The sequence below is a fragment of the Actinoallomurus sp. NBC_01490 genome, assembly GCF_036227085.1.
Taxonomy (GTDB): Bacteria; Actinomycetota; Actinomycetes; order Streptosporangiales; family Streptosporangiaceae; genus Actinoallomurus; species Actinoallomurus oryzae.
The window spans coordinates 1327878-1349001 of sequence record NZ_CP109433.1 but is presented as its reverse complement, the minus strand read 5'-3'; the positions used below and the strand labels follow the sequence as shown (position 1 = coordinate 1349001).

The 21124-nt window shown below is 70.7% G+C and carries 21 protein-coding genes; 13 read left to right on the top strand and 8 right to left on the bottom strand.

Going from position 1 to position 21124, the window contains the following annotated elements; genetic code table 11:
- Positions 1–95 precede the first annotated feature (95 nt).
- Positions 96–1757: a CDP-alcohol phosphatidyltransferase family protein gene (locus OG417_RS06870; RefSeq protein ID WP_329251338.1), complete on the bottom strand. Its 1662-nt coding sequence runs from the start codon at positions 1755–1757 to the stop codon at positions 96–98.
- A gap of 231 nt (positions 1758–1988) precedes the next feature.
- Here OG417_RS06870 and ispD point away from each other — a divergent pair, with 231 nt between their 5' ends.
- The gene (gene ispD, locus OG417_RS06865) at positions 1989–2708 is read left to right on the top strand and encodes a 2-C-methyl-D-erythritol 4-phosphate cytidylyltransferase (protein ID WP_329251335.1); all 720 of its coding nucleotides are present in this window, start codon (positions 1989–1991) and stop codon (positions 2706–2708) included.
- Here ispD and OG417_RS06860 read toward each other — a convergent pair.
- Positions 2671–3687 carry a glycosyltransferase family 2 protein gene (locus OG417_RS06860; RefSeq protein WP_329251332.1) on the bottom strand — a complete coding sequence of 339 codons (1017 nt, stop codon included), beginning with the start codon at positions 3685–3687 and terminating at the stop codon, positions 2671–2673. The two genes, ispD and OG417_RS06860, sit on opposite strands and share 38 nt — an antisense overlap.
- Before the next feature lie 80 nt (positions 3688–3767).
- Here OG417_RS06860 and OG417_RS06855 point away from each other — a divergent pair, with 80 nt between their 5' ends.
- The 3 genes from OG417_RS06855 to OG417_RS06845 all read left to right on the top strand — a co-directional run bounded on the left by OG417_RS06855 (position 3768) and on the right by OG417_RS06845 (position 7335).
- Positions 3768–5372 carry an LCP family protein gene (locus tag OG417_RS06855; protein WP_329251330.1) on the top strand — a complete coding sequence of 535 codons (1605 nt, stop codon included), beginning with the start codon at positions 3768–3770 and terminating at the stop codon, positions 5370–5372.
- 142 nt (positions 5373–5514) lie between these two features.
- The gene (locus tag OG417_RS06850; RefSeq protein WP_329251327.1) at positions 5515–6237 is read left to right on the top strand and encodes a hypothetical protein; all 723 of its coding nucleotides are present in this window, start codon (positions 5515–5517) and stop codon (positions 6235–6237) included.
- Between the two features lie 69 nt (positions 6238–6306).
- Complete coding sequence (locus tag OG417_RS06845; protein ID WP_329251324.1) at positions 6307–7335, top strand: zinc-dependent alcohol dehydrogenase family protein; 1029 nt, start codon at positions 6307–6309, stop codon at positions 7333–7335.
- On the opposite strand, the gene OG417_RS06840 is transcribed toward OG417_RS06845, so the two are convergent.
- A complete protein-coding gene (locus OG417_RS06840; RefSeq protein ID WP_329251321.1) occupies positions 7319–8251 on the bottom strand; it encodes an ASCH domain-containing protein in 933 nt (310 codons plus the stop codon). The genes OG417_RS06845 and OG417_RS06840 overlap by 17 nt on opposite strands.
- Before the next feature lie 59 nt (positions 8252–8310).
- Here OG417_RS06840 and OG417_RS06835 point away from each other — a divergent pair, with 59 nt between their 5' ends.
- The 3 genes from OG417_RS06835 (at position 8311) to OG417_RS06825 (ending at position 12011) form a co-directional block, all read left to right on the top strand.
- Positions 8311–9870 (top strand): acyl-CoA carboxylase subunit beta, encoded by a 1560-nt coding sequence (locus tag OG417_RS06835; protein ID WP_329251318.1) that lies wholly within the window; start codon positions 8311–8313, stop codon positions 9868–9870.
- A gap of 128 nt (positions 9871–9998) precedes the next feature.
- Positions 9999–10670, top strand: a complete 672-nt coding sequence (locus tag OG417_RS06830) for a response regulator transcription factor (RefSeq protein ID WP_141956913.1) — start codon at positions 9999–10001, stop codon at positions 10668–10670.
- 60 nt (positions 10671–10730) lie between these two features.
- On the top strand, positions 10731–12011 hold the full coding sequence (locus tag OG417_RS06825) for an ATP-binding protein (protein ID WP_329251316.1): 1281 nt from the start codon (positions 10731–10733) through the stop codon (positions 12009–12011).
- A 111-nt stretch (positions 12012–12122) separates the two neighbouring features.
- Here the strand turns inward: OG417_RS06825 and OG417_RS06820 are convergent, their stop codons facing one another.
- Entirely contained in the window at positions 12123–12686 is a 564-nt protein-coding gene (locus OG417_RS06820; RefSeq protein WP_329251313.1) for a GtrA family protein, read from the bottom strand.
- A 199-nt stretch (positions 12687–12885) separates the two neighbouring features.
- Here OG417_RS06820 and OG417_RS06815 point away from each other — a divergent pair, with 199 nt between their 5' ends.
- Genes OG417_RS06815 through purE form a run of 3 tightly spaced genes read left to right on the top strand, consistent with a single transcriptional unit; the run spans position 12886 to position 15682 of the window.
- Positions 12886–14031, top strand: a complete 1146-nt coding sequence (locus OG417_RS06815) for an acyl-CoA dehydrogenase family protein (RefSeq protein WP_442875662.1) — start codon at positions 12886–12888, stop codon at positions 14029–14031.
- 53 nt (positions 14032–14084) lie between these two features.
- Positions 14085–15197, top strand: a complete 1113-nt coding sequence (locus OG417_RS06810; protein ID WP_329262145.1) for a 5-(carboxyamino)imidazole ribonucleotide synthase — start codon at positions 14085–14087, stop codon at positions 15195–15197.
- Positions 15194–15682: a 5-(carboxyamino)imidazole ribonucleotide mutase gene (gene purE / locus OG417_RS06805; RefSeq protein WP_329251311.1), complete on the top strand. Its 489-nt coding sequence runs from the start codon at positions 15194–15196 to the stop codon at positions 15680–15682. The genes OG417_RS06810 and purE overlap by 4 nt, the downstream gene beginning before the upstream one ends.
- 12 nt (positions 15683–15694) lie before the next feature.
- On the opposite strand, the gene OG417_RS06800 is transcribed toward purE, so the two are convergent.
- On the bottom strand, positions 15695–16270 hold the full coding sequence (locus OG417_RS06800; protein WP_329251309.1) for a TetR/AcrR family transcriptional regulator: 576 nt from the start codon (positions 16268–16270) through the stop codon (positions 15695–15697).
- 29 nt (positions 16271–16299) lie between these two features.
- Between OG417_RS06800 and OG417_RS06795 the strand changes: the two genes are divergently transcribed.
- Entirely contained in the window at positions 16300–16662 is a 363-nt protein-coding gene (locus OG417_RS06795; protein WP_329251307.1) for a dihydrofolate reductase family protein, read from the top strand.
- Positions 16663–16672: 10 nt separating this feature from the next.
- Here OG417_RS06795 and OG417_RS06790 read toward each other — a convergent pair whose 3' ends face one another.
- Both OG417_RS06790 and OG417_RS06785 read right to left on the bottom strand, forming a co-directional pair.
- Complete coding sequence (locus OG417_RS06790; RefSeq protein WP_329251304.1) at positions 16673–17125, bottom strand: CoA-binding protein; 453 nt, start codon at positions 17123–17125, stop codon at positions 16673–16675.
- 53 nt (positions 17126–17178) lie between these two features.
- Positions 17179–17550, bottom strand: coding sequence for a LytR/AlgR family response regulator transcription factor (locus OG417_RS06785; protein WP_329251301.1), 372 nt, complete (start codon positions 17548–17550; stop codon positions 17179–17181).
- Between the two features lie 435 nt (positions 17551–17985).
- On the opposite strand from OG417_RS06785, the gene OG417_RS06780 reads away from it, so the two are divergent.
- Complete coding sequence (locus tag OG417_RS06780) at positions 17986–18342, top strand: hypothetical protein (protein ID WP_329251299.1); 357 nt, start codon at positions 17986–17988, stop codon at positions 18340–18342.
- 131 nt (positions 18343–18473) lie between these two features.
- Here the strand turns inward: OG417_RS06780 and OG417_RS06775 are convergent, their stop codons facing one another.
- Positions 18474–19808, bottom strand: a complete 1335-nt coding sequence (locus OG417_RS06775) for a UDP-glucose dehydrogenase family protein (protein ID WP_329251297.1) — start codon at positions 19806–19808, stop codon at positions 18474–18476.
- Positions 19809–19907: 99 nt separating this feature from the next.
- Here OG417_RS06775 and OG417_RS06770 point away from each other — a divergent pair, with 99 nt between their 5' ends.
- Complete coding sequence (locus OG417_RS06770; RefSeq protein ID WP_329251295.1) at positions 19908–21077, top strand: acyl-CoA dehydrogenase; 1170 nt, start codon at positions 19908–19910, stop codon at positions 21075–21077.
- Positions 21078–21124: the final 47 nt, after the last annotated feature.

The following is a 21124-nucleotide window of genomic DNA, read 5'->3' as shown; positions in this document are numbered from 1 at the left end:
GCGGCCGACCTCGTGCCTCGGCCGTCCACTCCGCTCGCTGCGGCACGCTCGCTCCGGCTCATCGGTCGCTCACTCCTCGCGTCGCAGTTGTGATGTCAGGCGTCAAGGCGGGCCGCCCTGGGCTGGGTCAGGGACCGGAGGAATCGGCCGCCGATGGTGTACGAGGCGGCGATGGCGCCCCAGGTGAGCAGCGCGATGAACGTCACCTTGGCGTTGAAGATCGCCGCGGTGAGGGCGATCAGCGCGAACCGCTCGCCGATCGGCAGCACGATGATCTTCTTGAACCAGTGGAAGATCCGGACCTTCTCCGACCGGCCGGACAGCCACACCGCCAGGTGGCCCAGGCCGCCGCCCTTGGGACGGCTCTTCGTCGGCTCGGGCTCGTCGAGCGCCTTGTCGTCGGGCATCTCCAGGGCCAGCACCGGGATCGGCTCGGGCGGCTTGCGGCGCTTGGAGGCGCCGAACGCGAAGTCGACCATGTGCCGGCACGTCTGCACGGTCAGCGCGGCGACCGCCAGGTACCAGACGTCGCCGCCGTGCACCGAGCTGCCCACCGCGGCGGCGGACGAACCGACCGCCAGCCCGGCGAAGACGGTGTACTCCTTCGCGCGGTCGAAGGTCGCGTCGAGCCACGCGCCCAGCGTGCTGAACTGCCGGGTGTAGCGGGCCAGCTGCCCGTCCACGCAGTCGAAGACGAACGCGAAGTAGAGGCACACCGCGCCGAGGAGCATGCCCCAGCGGTGTCCGGTGGCGAACCAGGCGGCGGCCACCACCGAGATCCCCATCGAGATCGCGGTGACGCCGTTGGGCGTCCAGCGGCGCTTGGCGCACCAGCGGGCGATGTAACGCGAGTAGGTGCTGACCGCGTAGGTCGTGAAGAAGCCGTCGTTGTTCTTGACCGCCGCGTTGAGCCGCACCCGGTCCTCGTCGACGGCGTCGACGGCCTGCTGGGCCGCGGCGGCCTGCTCCTGGTCGAGGACGCGCTCGCAGACGAGCTCGCGGCTGCCGCGGGCGGTGACCTTCACGCCGGAGCGGACCAGGCCGGTGACCAGCAGGGCCGGCGCGTCGTCGCCGGTGACCGGCGTGCTGGCCAGGACCGGAGGCAGCCCGGTGTTCTGCGCCTCGGCCTCCTCCTGGACCCCGGCCTCGGTCTCGTCCGGGCCGCTCCACAGGATGCGCACCGGGCTGATCTCGGTGAGGCCGTCGGGCGTGTCGACGAGCTCGGCGAACCGCTCGGCCACCGCGGCGAGGGTGCCGGTCTCCTCCTCGCCCACGCGCAGCACGCCGCGGAAGAGGGCGTTCGGGTCGGTCACCTGGTGGAAGCGGGTGCCCGCGGAGGAGATCCGGCCGCGCCGGATCTTCAGGACGGGGCGGGTGGGCGCGTCGCCGATGGGCCGTACTCTGGTGGCGGAGGCCGACGCGGGGGCCTTGGAGTTGAACACGAGGCGGGCGAACACCTCGCGGTGCGCCACGACGTCACCGTGCATGACCAGCATCGGCTCGGTGGCTTCGCGGGCCACGCGCGCGATCTCTCGCAGGTCCTCGGCGAGCCCCTTGGACTCGATCACTTCACAGCCGAGGTCGCGGAGCTCGGCTGCGGTGTCGGGACGGGTGATCACACGGCGGTCGCCCACGTCGAGGGACTTGAGTTGCTCGAGCAGGCGGCCGATCACAGTGCCGCCGCGGAGCGCGAGGCCGGCCGTCGGCGAGGACTCAGGCGCGACGGTCTCCGTCGCGACTACCACTGCCAACGTCATCGGCGCCCTCCGAACGTCATGTCAGGCAGTCCTTCAGGTGTTGGGGGTCATCTCCGGCGAACGCCGCGAGATACGAGCGCCGACCATACCGCGACCGTAACCTTGCCGCCGCTCTCGCGTGAACATCCGTTCGTCCGCCGGACGGATGGATGGAGAGTCCCCATAGGTTACCGTCGCTCGCGACCGCTGTTCCGTAGGCGCGGACAGTAGAGTGAATGCCTCATGACGCCCATGACGACGACGGCCGTGATCCTGGCCGGTGGGACGGGCCGCAGGCTCGGCCTCGAGGCGCCGAAACAGCTCGCGACGGTGGGCGGGCGCCCCATCCTGACCCGCGCGATCGCCGCGTTCGACGCCGCGCCGCAGATCGACGACATCCTGGTCGTGATGGCCCCCGGTCACCTCGCCGCCGCGGAGCTGGCCGCCGGACCGTACCCGAAGGTGACCGGCGTCATCGCGGGCGGCGCGAGCCGTACGGACTCCACGCTGTGCGCGCTGTCGGCGCTGGAGAACCGGCCGGGCGACACGCGCGTGCTGTTCCACGACGCCGCGCGGCCGTTCGTGGACGCCCGGATCATCGCCGAGTGCGTCGCGACGCTCGACCACGCCGACGCGGTGGCGGTGGCGGTGCCGTCATCGGACACGGTCGTCGTGATCGAGGGCGACCGCGTGGTCGAGATGCCGCCCCGCGGCAGCCTGCGCCGGTTCCAGACGCCGCAGGGGTTCCGGCTGGCCACGATCCGCACGGCGTACGAGCGCGCCCTCGCCGATCCGGAGTTCGCGGCGAACCCGCCCACCGACGACTGCGGCGTGGTGCACCGCTACCTGCCCGGCGTGCCGATCGTCGTGGTGCCGGGCAGCGAGCAGAACATCAAGATCACGCACCCGGTCGACCTGATCGTCGCCGAGCAGATCACGTCTCGCGAGAACGCCCCAGGCTCGGCGGACTGAGCAGGAAGCCGAGCCCCCACGACAGGTGCATCGTCGCGTACACGATCGGCAGCCGCAGCCACGCCGACGCCGGCAGGCCGCGCCCGGTCGGCACCGAGCCGAGGATGACGGCGGCGGCGTACCCGCCCGGCAGGATCCAGGCCGGCCAGAAGCCGACCGCGCCGACCACGACGCCGGCCACGATCGCCACGACGGCGATCGGCGGCGCGAGGTAGCGCAGGTTCAGCGTGCCCTGGTGCTCGCGGCCCACGACCCGCCGCCAGCGGCCGGTGTGGAAGAACTGCTTGGCGAGCGCCCGGATGTTGGGCCGGGGCCGGTACGTCACGTGCATGCGGGGCGTGAACCACACCTTGCCGCCGGTCTGGCGGATCCGGTGGTTCATCTCCCAGTCCTGCGCGCGGACGAACGTCTCGTCGTACCCGCCGACGCGTTCGAGGGCGCTGCGCCGGAACGACCCCAGGTAGACCGTGTCCGCCTCACCGGCACCGCCGCCGGTGTGGAACGGCGCGTTGCCGATGCCGATCTTGGAGGTCATCGCACGCGCCACGGCCTTCTCGAACGGCGTGACGCCCTCGGCGGCCATGATGCCGCCGACGTTGTCCGCGCCGGTCTCCTCCAGCGTCTCCACGGCGGCACGCACATAGTCGGGCGGCAGGAGCGAGTGCCCGTCGACCCGGACCACGATGGAGTACTGGGAGGCCTTGATGGCGGCGTTGAGCCCCTGCGGGGTGCGCCCGGTGGGGTTCGGGACGATGACGATCCGCGGGTCGTCGGCCGCGAGCTTTTCGGCGATCTCCTGCGTACGGTCACGAGAAGGGCCGATGGCCAGCACGAGCTCGAGCTCACCGGCATACTCCTGACCGAGGATGCCGCCGACCGCCTCGGCGAGATGGCGCTCCTCGTTGAGCACCGGCATGATCACTGACACCGCCGGCCAGACGCGGTTTCCGGCAAGGGGTGTGTTAGGCGAGGGATTCATGACGGCGCCACGGTACTGTACGAACGCGAGGAACGCCGCAATGTAGGCAAGACTTCGCACCTCGGGGAGGCGTGAGCGGCATGTCTGAAGACACCGGGTCCGACCCACAGGAGCGATACTTCCGCCCGCGACTCGGTCCCCCCGACACTCCCGGCGACGGCGATGATACGACGCCCCCGGACGGAGTGGCGGTCGGCGACGCCGAGTCCACGCACGTCAAGGTCGAGCGGCGGCCGTCCCGGACCTACGCCCACGGGGCGCGGCGGCACCGCCGCGGTCTCATGGCGACCGGCGCGATGTCCGCGTTCGTGCTCCTGTTCGCCGGCGGCGGCTGGGCGTTCCAGGACTACGTGCTCGGCAACGTCCAGCGCGTGGACGCCTTCGACGGTCTCAAGAACCGCCCCGACGCCGGGCCCGAGGGCTCGATGAACATCCTGCTCGCCGGCGTCGACCGGCGCGAGGGCCTGACCGACCAGCAGATCAGGGACCTGCACCTGGGCAAGGTCGGCGGCCAGCGATCCGACACGATGATGCTGGTGCACATCTCCTCCAAGCACGACAAGGTCACCGTGGTGAGCCTGCCGCGCGACTCGCTCGTGACCATCCCGGCGCACCGCTCCAACGGGGTGGAGGGCGCCAAGGGCGCCGAGGTCGGCCAGCGGCAGGGCAAGCTCAACTGGGCCTACATGTACGGCGGCGCGCCGCTGACCGTGCAGACCGTCGAGCGTGCCACCGGAGTGCACGTCGACCACTACGTCGAGGTCAACTTCCTCGGCTTCCTCAAGGTCGTCAACGCCCTGGGCGGGGTCACGGTCTGCACGCCGACGGCGGTCAACGACCCCAAGAGCGGCCTGCGGCTGCCGGCCGGCAAGAGCAACGTCGACGGTGCCACCGCCCTCGCGTACGCCCGCGCCCGCTACACCCTGACCGGCGGCAGCGACCTGGGCCGGATCGACCGGCAGCAGCAGTTCATGTCGGCGGTCGTACACAAGGCGCTGAGCGAGCCGGCGAAGTTCCCGGCGTTCCTGGGCGCCTCGCTGGATGCGATCCGCGCCGACAAGGGCCTGTCGAAGAGCACGCTGAGCGCGCTCGCCATGCAGATGAAGGGCATGAGCACCGACAGCATCGCGTTCACGACCGTGCCCCTGGCCAACTCCGACTACACGGTCTCGATCGGCGGGCAGCAGCAGTCCACCGTGCTGTGGGACCAGTCGGCCGGCAACCGGCTGTTCAACGAGATCGAGGACGACAAGCCGATCATCCAGCCGGCGCAGCCGACGCCGACCGCGTCCGCCGCCCCGAAGAACGGCCTGACGGTGCCGCCGAGCCAGATCGACGTCCGCGTCGTCAACGGCGTCGGCGTCCAGGGCCTGGCCACCAGGGCCGCCCGCGACCTGCACCGGGCCGGCTTCGGCACGACCGTGGCACCGGGGACACAGCACGGGGCCACGGCGACGGTGATCCAGTACGGACCGGGCCGGGAGGACTCCGCGAAGACGCTGAAGGCGGCCATCCCGGGCGCGAAGCTCAGGGCGGTGTCGTCTCTGGGCTCCCGGCTGCAGGTCGTGGTCGGCCCGTCCTGGACCGGCGCCAAGCAGGTGAAGGTGGCGACGCCGTCGGCCTCCTCGTCGTCCTCGGGCGGCCGGATCAACGCCAAGACCGCCACCCAGAACCTCTGCAAGTGACGCGCGCCCTCTCGGCAGGTCGGCCCCGGACGGCGGGCTTCGCCGACAAGTCGCTGGTCGCTATTGCCCCAAACATGGCATTTGGCTACTAGCCTGCTGGACTAACGCCCGAGCAGGCCGCGGCCACTCTGGAGGAGTAGCGATGTCCAACGGCGCTCGTCATACCTGGGGCTTCTTTGCTGGAATCGTGCTCACGGCGGCCCTGGCGGCTTTGTTGATCTACGGCACGTACCGGTTGCAGCACGGCTACCTCACCGAATTCCACAAACAGGACAAGTGGATCGGTGGCGGCCTCATCGCGGGGGCGGCGGTCGTGTTCGCGATCCTCGCCTCGTCGCGGCTGTCGCCGCTGGCCTCGCTCATCGGCGGCATCGTGCTCACCGCGGCGGGCGTGATGTTCTTCGTCTCCCAGAAGACGACCGCGGACCTGATCAACCGCTTCCCGTTCAAGGAGCAGCGCGTCACGCTCGCCGGGCTGGAGGAGGAGGGGTTCCTCCTCTTCGCCGGTGTCGGGCTCCTGTTCGCCTCGTTCTTCCCCTCCCGCTGGCGGGCGCGCGGGGACGACGGCGCGGACGACGGCTACGAGTACAGCCCGCCGGACACCCGCCGCGAGCCGTACAGCGAGCACGTCGCGGGTGACACCTTCGGCGGGCGTCACGCGGCCCGGGACGACCAGACGGCCGTGTACGGCGAGCCGCAGAGCGGATACGAGCAGACGCAGGCCGGTTACGACCCGCAGCGCACGAGCTACGAGCCACCGCTGTACGAACCGACCCGGCAGGAGCAGTCCCCGTACGCCGGGCGGCCGCCGTTCAGCCCGCCCGACGAGGACGGCGGCACCCGGGAGATGTACCGCCCCCAGTGACGTAACCGCACCTCAGGCCATACCTCGCACGGTATTGCCGGGCCCGCGCGGCGGCCTGAGGATCGCCGCATGCACACCTACCGTTTGGACAGGCCGGGAGAGATCGACGGGATCGTCCGGCACGAGACCGGCGAACCGGAGCCCGGCCCGGCCCAGATCGTGGTCCGCGTCCGCGCGACCTCCCTCAACCGGCGCGACCTGCTCATCCTCCAGCAGCGTTACCCGCTGCCGTCCGCGCCGGGCGTCATCCCGGTCAGCGACGGCGCGGGCGAGGTCGTCGCGGTGGGCTCGGAGGTGACCCGCTTCCGCGCCGGCGACCGGGTCGTCGGCGCCTACTGGCCCCGCTGGCACGACGGGCGGCTGCGGCCGGAGCTGATCGACCAGCTCGGCTGCACGCTCGACGGCATGCTCACCGAGTACGCCGTGCTGGACGAACAGTGGGCCGTGTCCGTACCGGAGCATCTGAGCTGGGAGGAGGCGGCCACGCTGCCGTGCGCCGCGCTCACCGCGTGGACCTCCCTCGTCGGCGGCGCCCCGCTGGAGCCCGGACAGACGGTGCTCACGCTCGGCACCGGGCCGGTCGCCCTGTTCGGCCTCCAGTTCGCCAAGGCGATGGGCTGCCGGACCGTCGCGACCACCTCCAGCGCGGCCAGGGCCGCCCGGCTGCGGGAGCTCGGCGCCGACCACGTGATCGACTACACCGCGACCCCGCAGTGGTGGCGGGCGGTGCGGGAGGTCACCGGCGGCCTGGGCGCGGACCTCGTGGTCGAGACGAACGGGCGGCCCACCATCGAACAGTCCGTACGGGCCGCCGCGCTGTACGGCCAGGTCGTGCTGTTGTCGGTGCCGACCGTCCCGGCCGGGGCGCCCGGCGCGAACCTGGAGATCTCCGGCGACGCCTACAAGGCCTCGCTCGCGACGATCCGGCGCGTCTTCGTCGGCAGCCGCGCCGACCACGAGGCGATGAACCGGGCGATCTCCGCGAACCTCCTGCGCCCGGTGATCGACCGCGTCTTCGGCTTCGGCGAGGCGCGCGAGGCCTACGCGTACTACCGGGACGGCGCGCCCTTCGGCAAGGTCGTCATCGCGGTCGCCTAGCGCGCAGCCGGTGGTAGGCCTCCAGGCCGTCGGGCACCCAGTCCCACTCGGGCAGGCGGCGCTCGAGCTCCTCCTCGGTCAGGAAGGCGTGCCAGGCGACCTCCTCGGCCTGCGGGGAGACCGGCAGGTCGCACCGGACCTCATAGACGCGCGACCACCACGTGTGCCCGGCCGCGCCCTCGTACAGGAACGAGAACAGCGGGACCGGCCGGGGCAGCCCGGACACGCCGAGCTCCTCCTCGGCCTCCCGCAGCGCCGCGTCGTCGTAGGACTCGCCCGCCCCGACCACTCCGCCGACGAACATGTCGTAGCGCGAGGGGAAGATGAGCTTGCCGGGCGTGCGCCGGTGCACGAAGATCCGGCCCTGCCCGTCCCGGACGAAGACGAACGCGCACCGGTGCCGCAGGCGGCGCGCGTACGCCTCGGCCCGTGGCGCCGTGCCGATCACGTTGTCGTGCTCGTCCACGATGTCCAGGATCTCCTCGGCCGCACGCGCGGCGAGCCGCTCCACTACGCGGAACCGCTGCGTCACCACCCGCGTGCGGTCGTCGACTGTGAACTCCGGGTCGCCGAGGGCCGCCCGCATCTCCTCGCCGTGCCAGAACCTCTCGTGCGCGGCACGCCACTCCGCCACCGACGTGTGGCCCTCGCCCTCCTCCATGACGTACGGCAGGTCGACCTCACCGAGCGGCACGACGCGCACGTCCGTCGTCTCCACGACGGCCACCGGCCGGCCGCCGGAGTCCACGACCACGGACCGCTCCCCCGCGGCGGGCAGCGGCTCGCCCAGCCGCTCGTACTCCTCCCACAGCCCGGTGGTGGCCGTCTTCACCCCGGACAGGACGGCGGCGACGAGCCGGTCGCGCAGCGGTCCGGGGAAGGCCAGTTCGAACCGGGGCAGATCCTCGTGCGGCATGGCCACAGAGTAGAGGCGCCGGGCGTGGCGGGCGGGGAGCCGCGGGGTAAGGTCCGATCGTGACCGAGCACACAATGCAGCCATCACAGGATGAGCCGGGCCACCCTCACCTGGCCGAACTCCGGGAGACGATCGAGCGCGGCGGAGCGCCGAAGTACCACGACGCCAACGCCGCCAAGGGCAAGCTGTTCGCACGCGAGCGGATCGCGATGCTCGTCGACCCGCTGTCCTTCGTCGAGGACGGCATGTACGCCAACGCGCTCGCCGAAGACCTTCCCGCCGACGGCGTGATCACCGGCACCGCCACGATTCAGGGCCGGCCGGTCGCGCTCATGGCCAACGACTCCACGGTCAAGGCCGGCTCCTGGGGCGCGCGTACGGTCGAAAAGATCATTCGGATCATCGAGCGCGCCTACCGCACCCGCGTCCCGATGATCTACCTGGTCGACTCCGCCGGCGCGCGGATCACCGACCAGGTCGAGATGTTCCCCGGCCGCCGCGGCGCCGGGAAGATCTTCCACACCCAGGTGCGCGCGAGCGGCTCGATCCCGCAGGTGTGCGCGCTGTTCGGGCCGAGCGCGGCGGGCGGGGCGTACATCCCGGCCTTCTGCGACTTCGTGGCGATGGTGGACGGCAACGCCTCGATGTACCTCGGCAGCCCGCGCATGGTCGAGATGGTGGTCAAGGAGCAGACGACGCTGGAGGAGATGGGCGGGGCGAAGATGCACTGCTCGGTCTCCGGCTGCGGGCACTTCCTCGCCAAGGACGAGGGGCAGGCCCTCGACGCCGTACGCGACTTCCTGTCCTACCTGCCGTCGCACTGGGAACAGCAGCCGCCGGCGACCGAGGCGCGCGACCCCAAGCCGGTCGATCTGCGCGCACTCGTGCCGGCCAGCGAGCGGGTCGCCTTCGACATGCGCCGCTACGTCAAGGGCCTGCTGGACGAGGACTCCTTCTTCGAGATCCACAACCTGTGGGCGAAGGAGCTGGTCGTCGGCTTCGGCCGGCTCGAGGGCCAGGTCGTCGGCGTGGTCGCGAACAACCCGATGTTCAAGGGCGGCGTGCTGTTCGTCGACTCCGCGGACAAGGCGACGCGGTTCATCCAGCTGTGCGACGCTTTCAACGTACCGCTCCTGTTCCTGTCAGACGTGCCCGGTTTCATGGTCGGCACGGCGGTCGAACGCCAGGGCATCATCCGTCACGGCGCAAAAATGATCTCAGCCGTCTCCGAGGCCACAGTGCCCAAAATCTGCGTAGTCGTCCGGAAGGCCTATGGGGCCGGTCTGTACGCCATGGCGGGTCCGGGCTTTGACCCCGACGCCACAATTGCGTTGCCCACCGCGAAGATCGCCGTGATGGGCGCCGAGGCGGCCGTGAACGCGGTCTACTACAACAAGATCATGGCGATCGAGGACGCCGAGGAGCGCGAGGCGTACGTCGAGAAACTCCGCGCGGAGTACGAGCGGGACATCGACATCGTCCGCCTGGCAGGCGAACTCGTGGTCGACGCGATCGTCGAGCCGGAGGAGCTGCGGGACGAGCTCGCCGGGCGCCTCGCCGCCGCCCGCGGAAAAGATCGATCATTCTCGCACCGCCGACACGGGGTCACGCCGGTCTGAAGGTCGTTCCAATTACCGCTCATTAGCTCGGATTTGGCGCGTTCCTTGGAGCTCTATGACTGGCAAATCGCAGGTCAAGCCCCCTCTAGTACGGAGGAAACAACTCTGAATAGCTCTACGATCGGCTCATGACCTCAGTACTGCTCGCCGAGGACGACACGTCCATCTCCGAGCCTCTCGCCAGAGCGTTGCGGCGGGAGGGATACAACGTCGAAGTCAGTCCCGACGGTCCGCAGGCCCTCGAACGGGCGCTGGGCGGTGGGGTGGACCTGATCGTGCTCGACCTCGGTCTTCCCGAACTCGACGGCCTCGAGGTGGCCCGCCGCGTCCGGGCGGAGGGCCATGGTGTGCCGATCCTCATCCTCACCGCCCGCGCCGACGAGGTGGACACCGTTGTCGGTCTCGACGCCGGGGCGGACGACTATGTGACCAAACCGTTCCGTCTGGCGGAACTCCTCGCCCGCGTCCGTGCCCTGCTGCGCCGAGGCAGCACCGAGACGCCGATCGTGCAGGGGGTGCGGATCGACGCCGAGTCGCGACGCGCCTGGATGGGCGACCAGGAGTTGCAGCTCACGACCAAGGAGTTCGACCTGCTGCGCGTGCTCGTACGCGACGCCGGCAAGGTCGTCACCCGTGAGCAGATCATGCGCGAGGTGTGGGACACCAACTGGTGGGGTTCCACGAAGACCCTCGACATGCACATCTCCTGGTTGCGCCGCAAGCTCGGTGACGACGCGGGAAGCCCTCGCTACATCACGACCGTGCGCGGAGTCGGATTCCGGTTCGAGCGCGGCGACTGAAAACGGTGGACCGTGACGTGAACCACGGCATCACGTCACGGTCGGAAGAGAGGCACCCCCATGAGGCGACGTCTGCTGCTGTCGACGCTCGCCGTCGCGGTCGTGGCCGTGCTCCTGCTCGGCATCCCGCTGGCCTACGCCACCGAACGCCTGATCTACGACGAGGCCCAGCAGCAGGTCGAGCGCGAGGCGGCGAGCGTCGTCGCCGGCGTCAACCTGCGTGAGGAGTTGCGCCAGTCCGTCACCGGTGACCAGATCGCCAAGGAGTTCCCGGGCCGCTACATCGTGGTGACCATGGCCGACGGCACGCAGATCACCGCAGGCGAGGCCCCGGCCAAGGGCGACCATGTGATCACGAAGATGGCGGCGAACGACCGCGGCATCCACGTCCAGGTGTCACGGGACGCGGGCGACGTCGAGGCGGACGCCGTGCGCACGTTCCTGCTCATCGGCAGCCTCGTCGTGCTCGGTGTGGGGGTGGCGGTCGGGCTCGCGATGGTGCAGGCGCGCAAGCTGACGCTGCCGCTCATCGACCTGGCCGAGACCGCCGACCGCCTCGGGTCCGGCAACGCGCGGCCACGGCGCCGCCGCTACGGCGTGCCCGAGGTCGACCGCGTGGCGGAGGTCCTCGACCGTAGCGCCGTGCGCATCGCCGACCTGCTGGCGGCGAGCCGGGAGTTCGCCTCCGACGCCAGCCACCAGCTGCGCACGCCGCTCACCGCGCTGTCGATGCGGCTGGAGGAGATGATCGAGGCCGCGGAGTACCCCGACGTCGTACGCGAGGAGGGCGTCGCCGCCGCCGCCCAGGTGGAGCGGCTGGCCGCCGTCGTCGAGCAGCTCCTCGCACGCGCCAAACACGACCCGACCGGCGACGCGGTCCCGATCGGGGTGGATGAGATCGTCGCGCAGCAGGTCAAGGAGTGGGAGCCGGTCTTCCGCCGCGAGAACCGCCGGATCGGCATGTCGGGCGTCCGCGGGCTGACCGCCGTGGTCAGCCCCGGCGGCCTGTCGCAGATCGTCGCGACGCTGCTGGACAACTCCCTCGTCCACGGCGACGGCGAGGTCACCATCCACACCAAGGAGACGCCGGCCTCCATCGTCGTGGAGGTCGGCGACGAGGGGCCGGGCGTGCCGCCCGAGCTCGAACGCCGGGTGTTCGACCGCAACGTCAGCGGCCGGCAGGGCACCGGCCTGGGCCTCTACCTGGCGCGCTCCCTGGCCACCGCCGACGGCGGGCGGCTGGAGCTGATCCGGGCGCGCCCGGCGACCTTCGCGATCTTCCTGCGCAAGCGCGAGGAGGCGCTGCTCGCCAAGGAGCGCGTGGTCAGCGGCCCCGCCTAGCGGACCTTCTCAAAGCCCCGCTGTCCTATGGACGGGGACTCTGAGACAGGCCGCAGTGACCGCCATGCGGCGGTGTACGGGAACGGGTGGTCGGCGACGCGGTGAGAACGCTCAGCGGGAACGCTTGGCGAGCCCGGCCGGGACCGGCTCGGGCTCGTCCGCGGGCTCCCGCTCGGCGGCGGCCGTCTCGGTCGTCTTCGCCTCGCCCTCGGGGAGGCCGGTGTGCGGGTCGACCGGGGGCGCGGACGGGGGCAGGAAGACCCACTTCTTGTACGCCCAGTAGCGGAACAGCGTGGCGGCACCGGTGCCGACGATCTGGGCGGCGTTGTACGCGATGCCGCCGTGCAGGCCCAGGATGTAGTGCGTGAAGCCGATGAACACCCAGGTGATCACCAGGGCGACGGCGTTCAGGACGAAGAACAGGACGTACTCGCGACCCAGGCCGCTGGTGTCGCGGTGCCGGAAGGTCCAGTAGCGGTTCGCGAAGTAGGAGAACGTCGTCGCGACGACGGTGCCGACGCCGAAGGACGTCAGCGGCCCCACCCCGAGGCCCAGGTGCAGGGTGTCGGAGATCCCGATGGTGATGACGAAGTTGAGTACGCCGATCACGCCGAACTTTGCCAGCTCGTGAACGAGGTGGGCGAATCGTCGGTACAGGTTTACGGCGATCCTCACTAAGGGAGACCTTTCGTTCGCGGTCGCGGTTGATCTCGCGTTACCTCGGCAGGCCCGCAACTCTCCTTACCCCCGGCACGAAGAGGATAGACGGCGTTCGTGGCAGCATGTGCCTGTGGTCCCAGATTCTGGCAGCCGCCGACCGCGGCCGTCCGGGGTATGACGGGATCAGGCTCATGTCTCTCCGACCGAGGTGATCATGGACTACCGGCTCGACGACGAGCACGAGACCCTGCGCAAGACCGTCGAGGAGTTCGCCCGCGACGTCGTCGCTCCACAGGCCGAACGACTGGACGCGCACGAGGAGTTCCCGTACGACATCGTTCGCCAGATGGGCGACATGGGACTGTTCGGGCTGCCCTTCCCCGAGGAGTACGGCGGGATGGGCGGTGACTACTTCGCCCTCTGCCTGGCACTGGAGGAGCTGGCACGCGTCGACTCCTCCGTGGCGATCACCTTGGAGGCCGGGGTGTCGCTCGGCGCGATGCCGATCTACCGGTTCGGCACCGAGGAGCAGAAGCGCACGTGGCTGCCCGACCTCGTGACGGGCCGCGCGCTCGGCGCGTTCGGGCTGACCGAGCCGGGCGGCGGCACCGACGCCGGCGCCACCCGCACCACCGCCAAGGCGGTCGACGACCAGTGGGTGATCAACGGCACGAAGTGCTTCATCACCAACTCCGGCACCGACATCACCCGCCTGGTGACGGTCACCGCCGTCACGGGCGGCGAGGGGGCGGCGCGGGAGATCTCCTCGATCGTCGTCCCGACGCCGCGCGAGGGCCTCACCGTGGCGCCGAAGTACTCCAAGGTCGGCTGGCACGCCTCCGACACCCGCGAGCTGTCCTTCAACGACTGCCACGTGCCGGCCGAGAACCTCCTCGGCGAACGCGGCCGCGGCTACGCGAACTTCCTGTCGATCCTGGACGAGGGCCGGATCGCGATCTCCGCGCTCGCCACCGGCCTCGCCCAGGCGTGCCTCGACGAGTCGATCAAGTACGCCAAGGAGCGCACCGCGTTCGGCACGCCGATCGGCAAGAACCAGGCCATCGCCTTCAAGATCGCCGACATGGAGGTGCGCACGCACACCGCGCGTCTCGCGTGGTACCGCGCGGCCGAGCGGATGATGCGCGGCGAGCCGTTCAAGAAGGAGGCCGCCATCGCCAAGCTGCACTCTTCGGAGATCGCGGTCACCAACGCCCGCGAGGCCACCCAGATCCACGGCGGCTACGGCTTCATGAACGAGTACCCGGTCGCCCGTCACTGGCGCGATTCCAAGATCTTGGAGATCGGCGAGGGCACCTCCGAGGTCCAGCGCATGCTCATCGCCCGTGAGCTGGGCCTCTGAGGGCTCGATAGGCTGCGGGGGTGACGGACAGGCAAGGTATTCCCGCGGTCGGCATGGTGGGCGGCGGCCAGCTCGCCCGCATGACCCAGCAGGCGGCGATCGGTCTCGGCGTGACCCTGCGCGTGCTCGGCGAGAGCGTCGACGCCTCCGCCGCGCGTGTGATCTCCGACGTCCGCGTCGGTGACCATCGTTCCCTCGACGACCTGCTCGCCTTCGCCAAGGACAGCGACGTGGTGACGTGGGACCACGAGCACGTCCCGGGCGAGCACATCAGGGCGCTGGAGGAGGCCGGGGTGGCGTGCCGTCCCGGCTCCGCCGCGCTCCTGCACGCCCAGGACAAGCGCGTGATGCGCGAGCGGCTGAGCGCGCTGGGCGTACCCGTGCCGCGGTTCGCGCCGGTCGCGAGCCTGGCGGAGGCCGAGGAGTTCGGGGCGTGGCCGCTCGTGCTCAAGGCCGTGCGCGGCGGCTACGACGGCAAGGGCGTCTGGGTCTGCGAGAACCCCGCCGAGGCCCGTGAGGTGATCGAGCGGGCCGCGGCCGAAGGGGTTCCGCTGCTGGCCGAGGAGCACGTGCCGTTCCGCCGCGAGCTGGCCGCGCTGGTGGCGCGCTCGCCGTACGGCCAGGGCGCGGCGTACCCGATCGTCGAGACGGTGCAGCGCGACGGCATCTGCCACGAGGTGATCGCGCCGGCCCCCGGGCTCGACCCCGACCGGGCCGAGGAGGCCCAGCGGCTGGCCCTCGACATCGCCGAGCGGCTCGGCGTGACGGGCCTGCTGGCGGTCGAGATGTTCGAGACCGTCGACGGCGTGCTGGTCAACGAGCTGGCCATGCGGCCGCACAACTCCGGGCACTGGACGATCGAGGGCGCGCGCACCTCGCAGTTCGAGCAGCACCTGCGCGCGGTGCTCGACCTGCCGCTGGGCGACACCCGGCCGACCGCGCCCTACACGGTGATGGCCAACGTCCTCGGCGGCGACGAGCCCCAGATCTACCCGCGCTACATCCACGTCATGGCGCACGACCCGGGCGTGAAGGTGCACTTCTACGGCAAGGAGATCCGGCCGGGCCGCAAGATCGGGCACGTCACCGCGCTCGGCGACGACCTGGACGACGTACGCGAACGGGCGCGGCACGCGGCCGACTACCTGAGGAACGGACCGCGATGACCGTTGGCGTGGTGATGGGCAGCGACTCGGACTGGCCGGTCATGAAGGCCGCCGCCGAGGCGCTGGAGGAGTTCGGCGTGCCGTACGAGGCCGACGTGGTCTCCGCGCACCGGATGCCGCACGAGATGATCGCGTACGGCTCCGAGGCGGCCTCGCGCGGCCTTCAGGTGATCATCGCGGGCGCCGGCGGCGCCGCCCACCTGCCGGGGATGCTCGCGTCCGTGACGCCGCTGCCGGTGATCGGCGTGCCGGTGCCGCTGAAGTACCTCGACGGCATGGACTCCCTGCTGTCGATCGTGCAGATGCCCGCGGGGGTGCCGGTGGCGACCGTCGCGGTCGGCGGCGCGCGCAACGCCGGCCTGCTGGCCGTACGCATCCTGGCGGCGAGCGACGCCGACCTGCGGGCGCGGATGGAGGAGTTCCAGCGCGACCTGCACGCCCAGGCCAAGGCCAAGGGTGAGCGCCTGCGCCAGGCGGCGGGCTGAGCCCTTCGTCCGTCAGACCGCCGGGACGATCCTCTCGACGATGGTGTCGACCAGCGTGCCGGGGGCGCCGGGGCCCAGCACGTCGGGGAGCGTGAGGTGCTCGACGATCAGGCCGGTCATGGCCAGGTAGAGGACGACCGCGGTCTCCCGGTCTCCGGGGAGTCCCTCGCCCAGGTGGTAGGCGATGTTGGCCTCCAGGTCGTCGCGGATCGTCCCGGTGAGTTCGGCCCGCAGCTCGGGACGGCGGGTGGCCTCCAGCCGTAGCTCCAGCATCGCCAGGTAGCCGGCCCGGTCGGCGCTGATCCTGCTCATGAGGTTGTGCATCAGGGCCGTCACCAGGGCGCGGTCGCGCGGGGCGCGCAACAGGCCGGTGATGACGGCCGGATCCGGTGCGATGCGGTGGTGGATGCGGCGGGCCGTCTGGTGGAGCAGGTCGTCGCGGCCGGCGAAGTAGTTGGACGCGGTGCCGCCCGGGACCTCGGCCTGGGCGTCGACCGCACGGAAGGTGAGGCCGCGGGCGCCCTCCCGGGCCAGGACGTCGATGGCGGCGTCGGTGAGGGCGGCGCGGCGGGCCGGGTTCTGGACCATGGCGGCTGATCCTCCGTCAGTGCGTCTTCTTGCAACCACTAGCCGCCGGTCTCACCAGCCCGTACGCGCATCTGCGCCAGATCGTCTTCTCACGCTCGCTCACCTCCGGCACCGACCCGTCGGTGGAGGTGACCGCCGAGGACCCGATCGCGCTGGTCCGCGGGCTCAAGCAGGAGGAGGGCCTGGGCATCTGGCTCTGCGGCGGCGCCGAGCTGGCCGGGCAGCTGCTCCCCGAGATCGACGAACTGATCGTCAAGCAGTACCCGATCGTGGCCGGCTCCGGGATTCCGCTCTTCCGCGCCGAGTTCTCGCCGCGCGTCTTCACGCTCACCGACAGCGGCGTGTTCGGGAAGGGGAACCTCATCCTCACCTACGCGAGGACGTCCGGATGAGGGCCCCGGCTCAGCGCGGGAGCCGCAGGCGTGCCCACTCGATCGCCGGGCAGCGGTTCATGACGACGTCCAGGCCCGCGTCGGCGGCCCTGGCCGCGGCGGCCTCGTCGACCACGTCGAGCGGATACCAGATGGCCCGGATCTCGCCGTCGGTCCGCGGGCCGTACGAGCGGAACAGCTCGATCGCCTCGTCGGTGACCTGACCGGCGTGCTCGGCTCGCCGGTAGACGCCGACGACGTTCACCGGTGAGGGCAGCTCGGCGAGCGAGGCGACACCGGGCTCGCCGAGCACGGTCGCCGCGTCGGGATGGACCGGCACGATCGTCTTGCCGCGCGACTGGAGCAGCTGCGCCATGTCGTACGCGGTGCGCCCGGGGTTGTCGCGCAGGCCCACGAACGCCCACGTCCGGGATTCGAGGAGGATGCGCCGGATGACGACTTCGTCGGCGTAACGGTCGCTCATGACCGTCACAACCGTTCGGGACGGCCCGGGCTTCCCGGGACTCCCGGCTTCGGTCAGGCGGGAGGCCTTCCGGCGTCGACCAGGATCCGGCGGATCGCGGTACCCGACAGCTCGGACTTGCGGACGAACGCCGCGGCGCCGGACACGGGAAGGTCGATGTAGTCGTCCAGCCGGTAGGTGGAGATGAGGATCAGGATCGGCCGCCCGTCGACACCCCGGATCGCCTCGACCAGATCGAAGCCGCTCTCGTCACCGAGGTTGACGTCGATGAGCATGACGTCGGGTCGAGCGCTCACCATCAGTCGCATGGCGCGGGCGCTGTTCGCGGCCACGCCGACGACGTCGATCTGCTCACGTCGCAGCAGGTCGCGAGCCACATCGGCGAAGCCGTCATCGTCGTCGACGATCAGGCAGCGGACAGCCATCCCTCAACAGTACGCGCGCTTTTCGCGGCTTCCTGGTAGCCGGAATCCGGGGGTACGGCTGGCAGGGGGCAAGGAACGGAGGGTGGCCGTGAAGACGGCGACCCCCCGCGCATCCCATGGTGGAACGTAGGTCCGACGGCGAGAGGGGGAGACACGTGCAGTCACACCGTCATGCGATCGATCATCCGTCGAACGCGCGCCCGGAGCGCGTCCGCGTGGGTGACACGGAGGTCTCCCACGATGGTCATGCCGTTCCGGCTTCGATGTCTTTCTAGGCCGCAGGTGAAGCCCACCCCCGGCTCCCCCGGCTCCCCCGGCTCTTCCGGCGACCCGTACGGCGCCGCCGGCGACTGGTCGCCTCACCCCGTGACCGAGCGGAGCGAGGGAATCGAAGAGACGGCCCCAGCGGGCACCCCCTCGGACGATGGGAGTCCCATGGCCGAACACGGAATCGAAGACGCGGCCCGAACGGGCGTCCCCTCCGGCGAAGGAGGGCCCCTCACCGTTTACCTGTCGATCGGGCTGCCGGCCGACGCCATGCCCGGCGGGCTGGCCCGGATCCAGCACTCACTCGCCGCCGCCGCGGACCGGATGACCCGGTCGGGGCATCCGGTGCGGTACATGAACGGGATGTACATGCCCGCGGAGACGCGCCTGCTGTGCGTGTTCACCGCGGAGAGCGAAGAGGCGGTGCACGCCGCGGTGCGCCTGCTGCGGCTCCCGTTCGTCCAGCTCAAGGTGGTCGCGGACGACCAGAACCCGCCCCCCGGGGCCGGAGAGCCGGACTGCTGAGATCCGGACGGCCGGACCACGAGCGGTCAGTCCGGGCACCCGGTCCGTTGAGCCGGAAGGCCGGACCGCGAGCCGCCGGTCCGGGCACCTGGGCCGTGAGCCCGGGGCCGGACCGGTGAACCGCCGAACCGTCAGGGGCGGCCGAGTGCGCGGTAGTGCCAGCCGGCGGCGCGCCAGCGCTCGGGGTCGAGCGCGTTGCGGCCGTCCACGATGTTGCGCTCCGCGACGACCGCCCCGAGCTCGTCGGGGTCCAGCTCGCGGAACTCACGCCACTCGGTGAGCAGCAGGACGACGTGCGCGTGGGCGACGGCGTCCTGCGCCGACGTGCCGTACGCCAGCTCCGGGTGGGCCCGGCGGGCGTTGTCCAGGGCCTGCGGGTCGTACACGGTGACGTTGCCGCCCTGCGCGCGGATCGTGGTCGCCACGTCGAGCGCCGGGGAGTCGCGGATGTCGTCGGAGTTGGGCTTGAACGCCGCGCCGAGCACGCCGACCGTACGGCCGATGAACGAGCCGCCGAGGAGCTCGCGGGCCAGGTCGACCATGCGGATGCGGCGGCGGATGTTGATCGCGTCGACCTCGCGGAGGAACGACAGCGCCTGATCCACGCCCAGCTCACCGGCCCGCGCCATGAACGCCCGGATGTCCTTGGGCAGGCAGCCGCCGCCGAAGCCGAGCCCGGGGCCGAGGAACTTGCCGCCGATGCGGTCGTCGTGGGACAGGGCCTCTGAGAGCTTGGTCACATCGGCGTGCGCGGCCTCGCAGACCTCGGCCATCGCGTTGATGAAGGAGATCTTCGTGGCGAGGAAGGCGTTGGCGGAGACCTTGACCAGCTCGGAGGTCGGGTAGTCGGTGACGATCAGCGGGATGCCCTCGGCGGTCATCGGCGCGTAGATCTCGCGCAGGACCTTCTCGGCGCGGTCGGACTCCACGCCGATGACGATGCGGTCGGGGTGGAGGGTGTCCTCCACGGCGAAGCCCTCGCGGAGGAACTCCGGGTTCCACGCGAGCTCGGCCAGGTCACCGGCCGGGGCGAGCCGGGCCAGCCGGCGTGCGAGCCGCTCGGCGGTGCCGACCGGCACCGTGGACTTGCCGATGACGAGGCAGGCGCGCGTGAGGCGCGGCGCAAGCGCCGTGATCGTGTCGTCGACGTAGCTCATGTCGGCGGCGTACTCGCCGGGCTTTTGCGGTGTGCCGACGCAGATGAAGTGAACGTCGCCGAACTCGGCCACCTCGTCGTAGGAGGTGGTGAAGCGTAGCCGTCCGTTCTCGAGGTTGCGCCGGAGAATGGGCTCGAGACCGGGTTCGTAGAACGGCAGCTCACCCGCGGACAGGCGAGCGATCTTGTCGGCGTCCACGTCGATGCCGAGCACCTCGAAGCCCAGCTCGGCCATGCAAGCCGCGTGGGTGGCGCCCAGGTAGCCAGTGCCGATCACGGTCAAGCGTTGTGCCAAGGCCCTGCCTCCCATCATGAGAATTTGATGCCCGACCCCACTGACTTTCCCCACGGGCCGCTCGGCATGCTACCGGCCCTACTGGCGAGTAGGTAGACGGCGTACGATCGGCACATGACCTCAGACTTTCCTCTGTACGAACTCTCCGAAGAGCACGGGCTCCTGCGGGAAACGGTACGGGCCCTTGCCGACGCCAAGATCGCTCCGAAGGCGGCCGAGACCGACGAGACGGCGGAGTTCCCCCAGGCCGCGTACGAGGCGCTGCGCCAGGCCGAGCTGCACGCCGTGCACATCCCTGAGGCGTACGAGGGAGTCGGCGCGGACGCCCTCGCCACGGTGATCGTGATCGAGGAGGTCGCCCGGGCATGTGCCTCCTCGTCGCTGATCCCTGCTGTCAACAAGCTCGGCACGGTACCGATCCTGCTCTCCGGTTCTGAGGATTTGAAGAAACGCTACCTGAGCCCCGTGGCGCGCGGTGAGGCCATGTTCTCCTACGCCCTTTCGGAGCCGGAGGCGGGCAGCGACGCCGCGGCGATGAAGACCCGCGCGGTCCGCGACGGCGACCACTGGGTGCTGAACGGCACCAAGCGCTGGATCACCAACGCGGGTGTCTCGGAGTACTACACCGTGATGGCGGTCACCGACCCGGACAAGGGCGCCCGCGGCATCTCGGCGTTCGTGGTGGAGAAGAACGACCCGGGCGTGAGCTTCGGCGCCCCGGAGAAGAAACTCGGCATCAAGGGATCGCCGACGCGCGAGGTCATCATGGACGACGTGCGCATCCCGGCCGACCGGATCATCGGTGAGGAGGGCACCGGCTTCAAGACCGCCCTGGCCACCCTCGACCACACCCGCGTGACGATCGCGGCCCAGGCGCTGGGCATCGCCCAGGGCGCCCTCGACTACGCGGTCGGGTACGTCAAGGAGCGCAAGCAGTTCGGCCGGCCGATCGGCGACTTCCAGGGCGTACAGTTCATGCTGGCGGACATGGCGATGAAGCTGGAGGCGGCACGGCAGCTGACGTACGCCGCCGCGGCCAAGTCCGAACGCCGCATGCTCGGCGCGGCCGAGCCGGACCTGACGTTCATCTCCTCCGCGGCCAAGTGCTTCGCCTCGGACGCCGCCATGGAGATCACCACGGACGCCGTCCAGCTCCTGGGCGGGTACGGCTACGTGAAGGACTACCCGGTCGAGCGCATGATGCGCGACGCCAAGATCACCCAGATCTACGAGGGCACCAACCAGATCCAGCGCGTCGTCATGTCCCGCGCCCTGCTGAAGTAGCCGCCCGACCCGCACTCTCGCCCCTCGGAACGATGCCCGGACCGAGG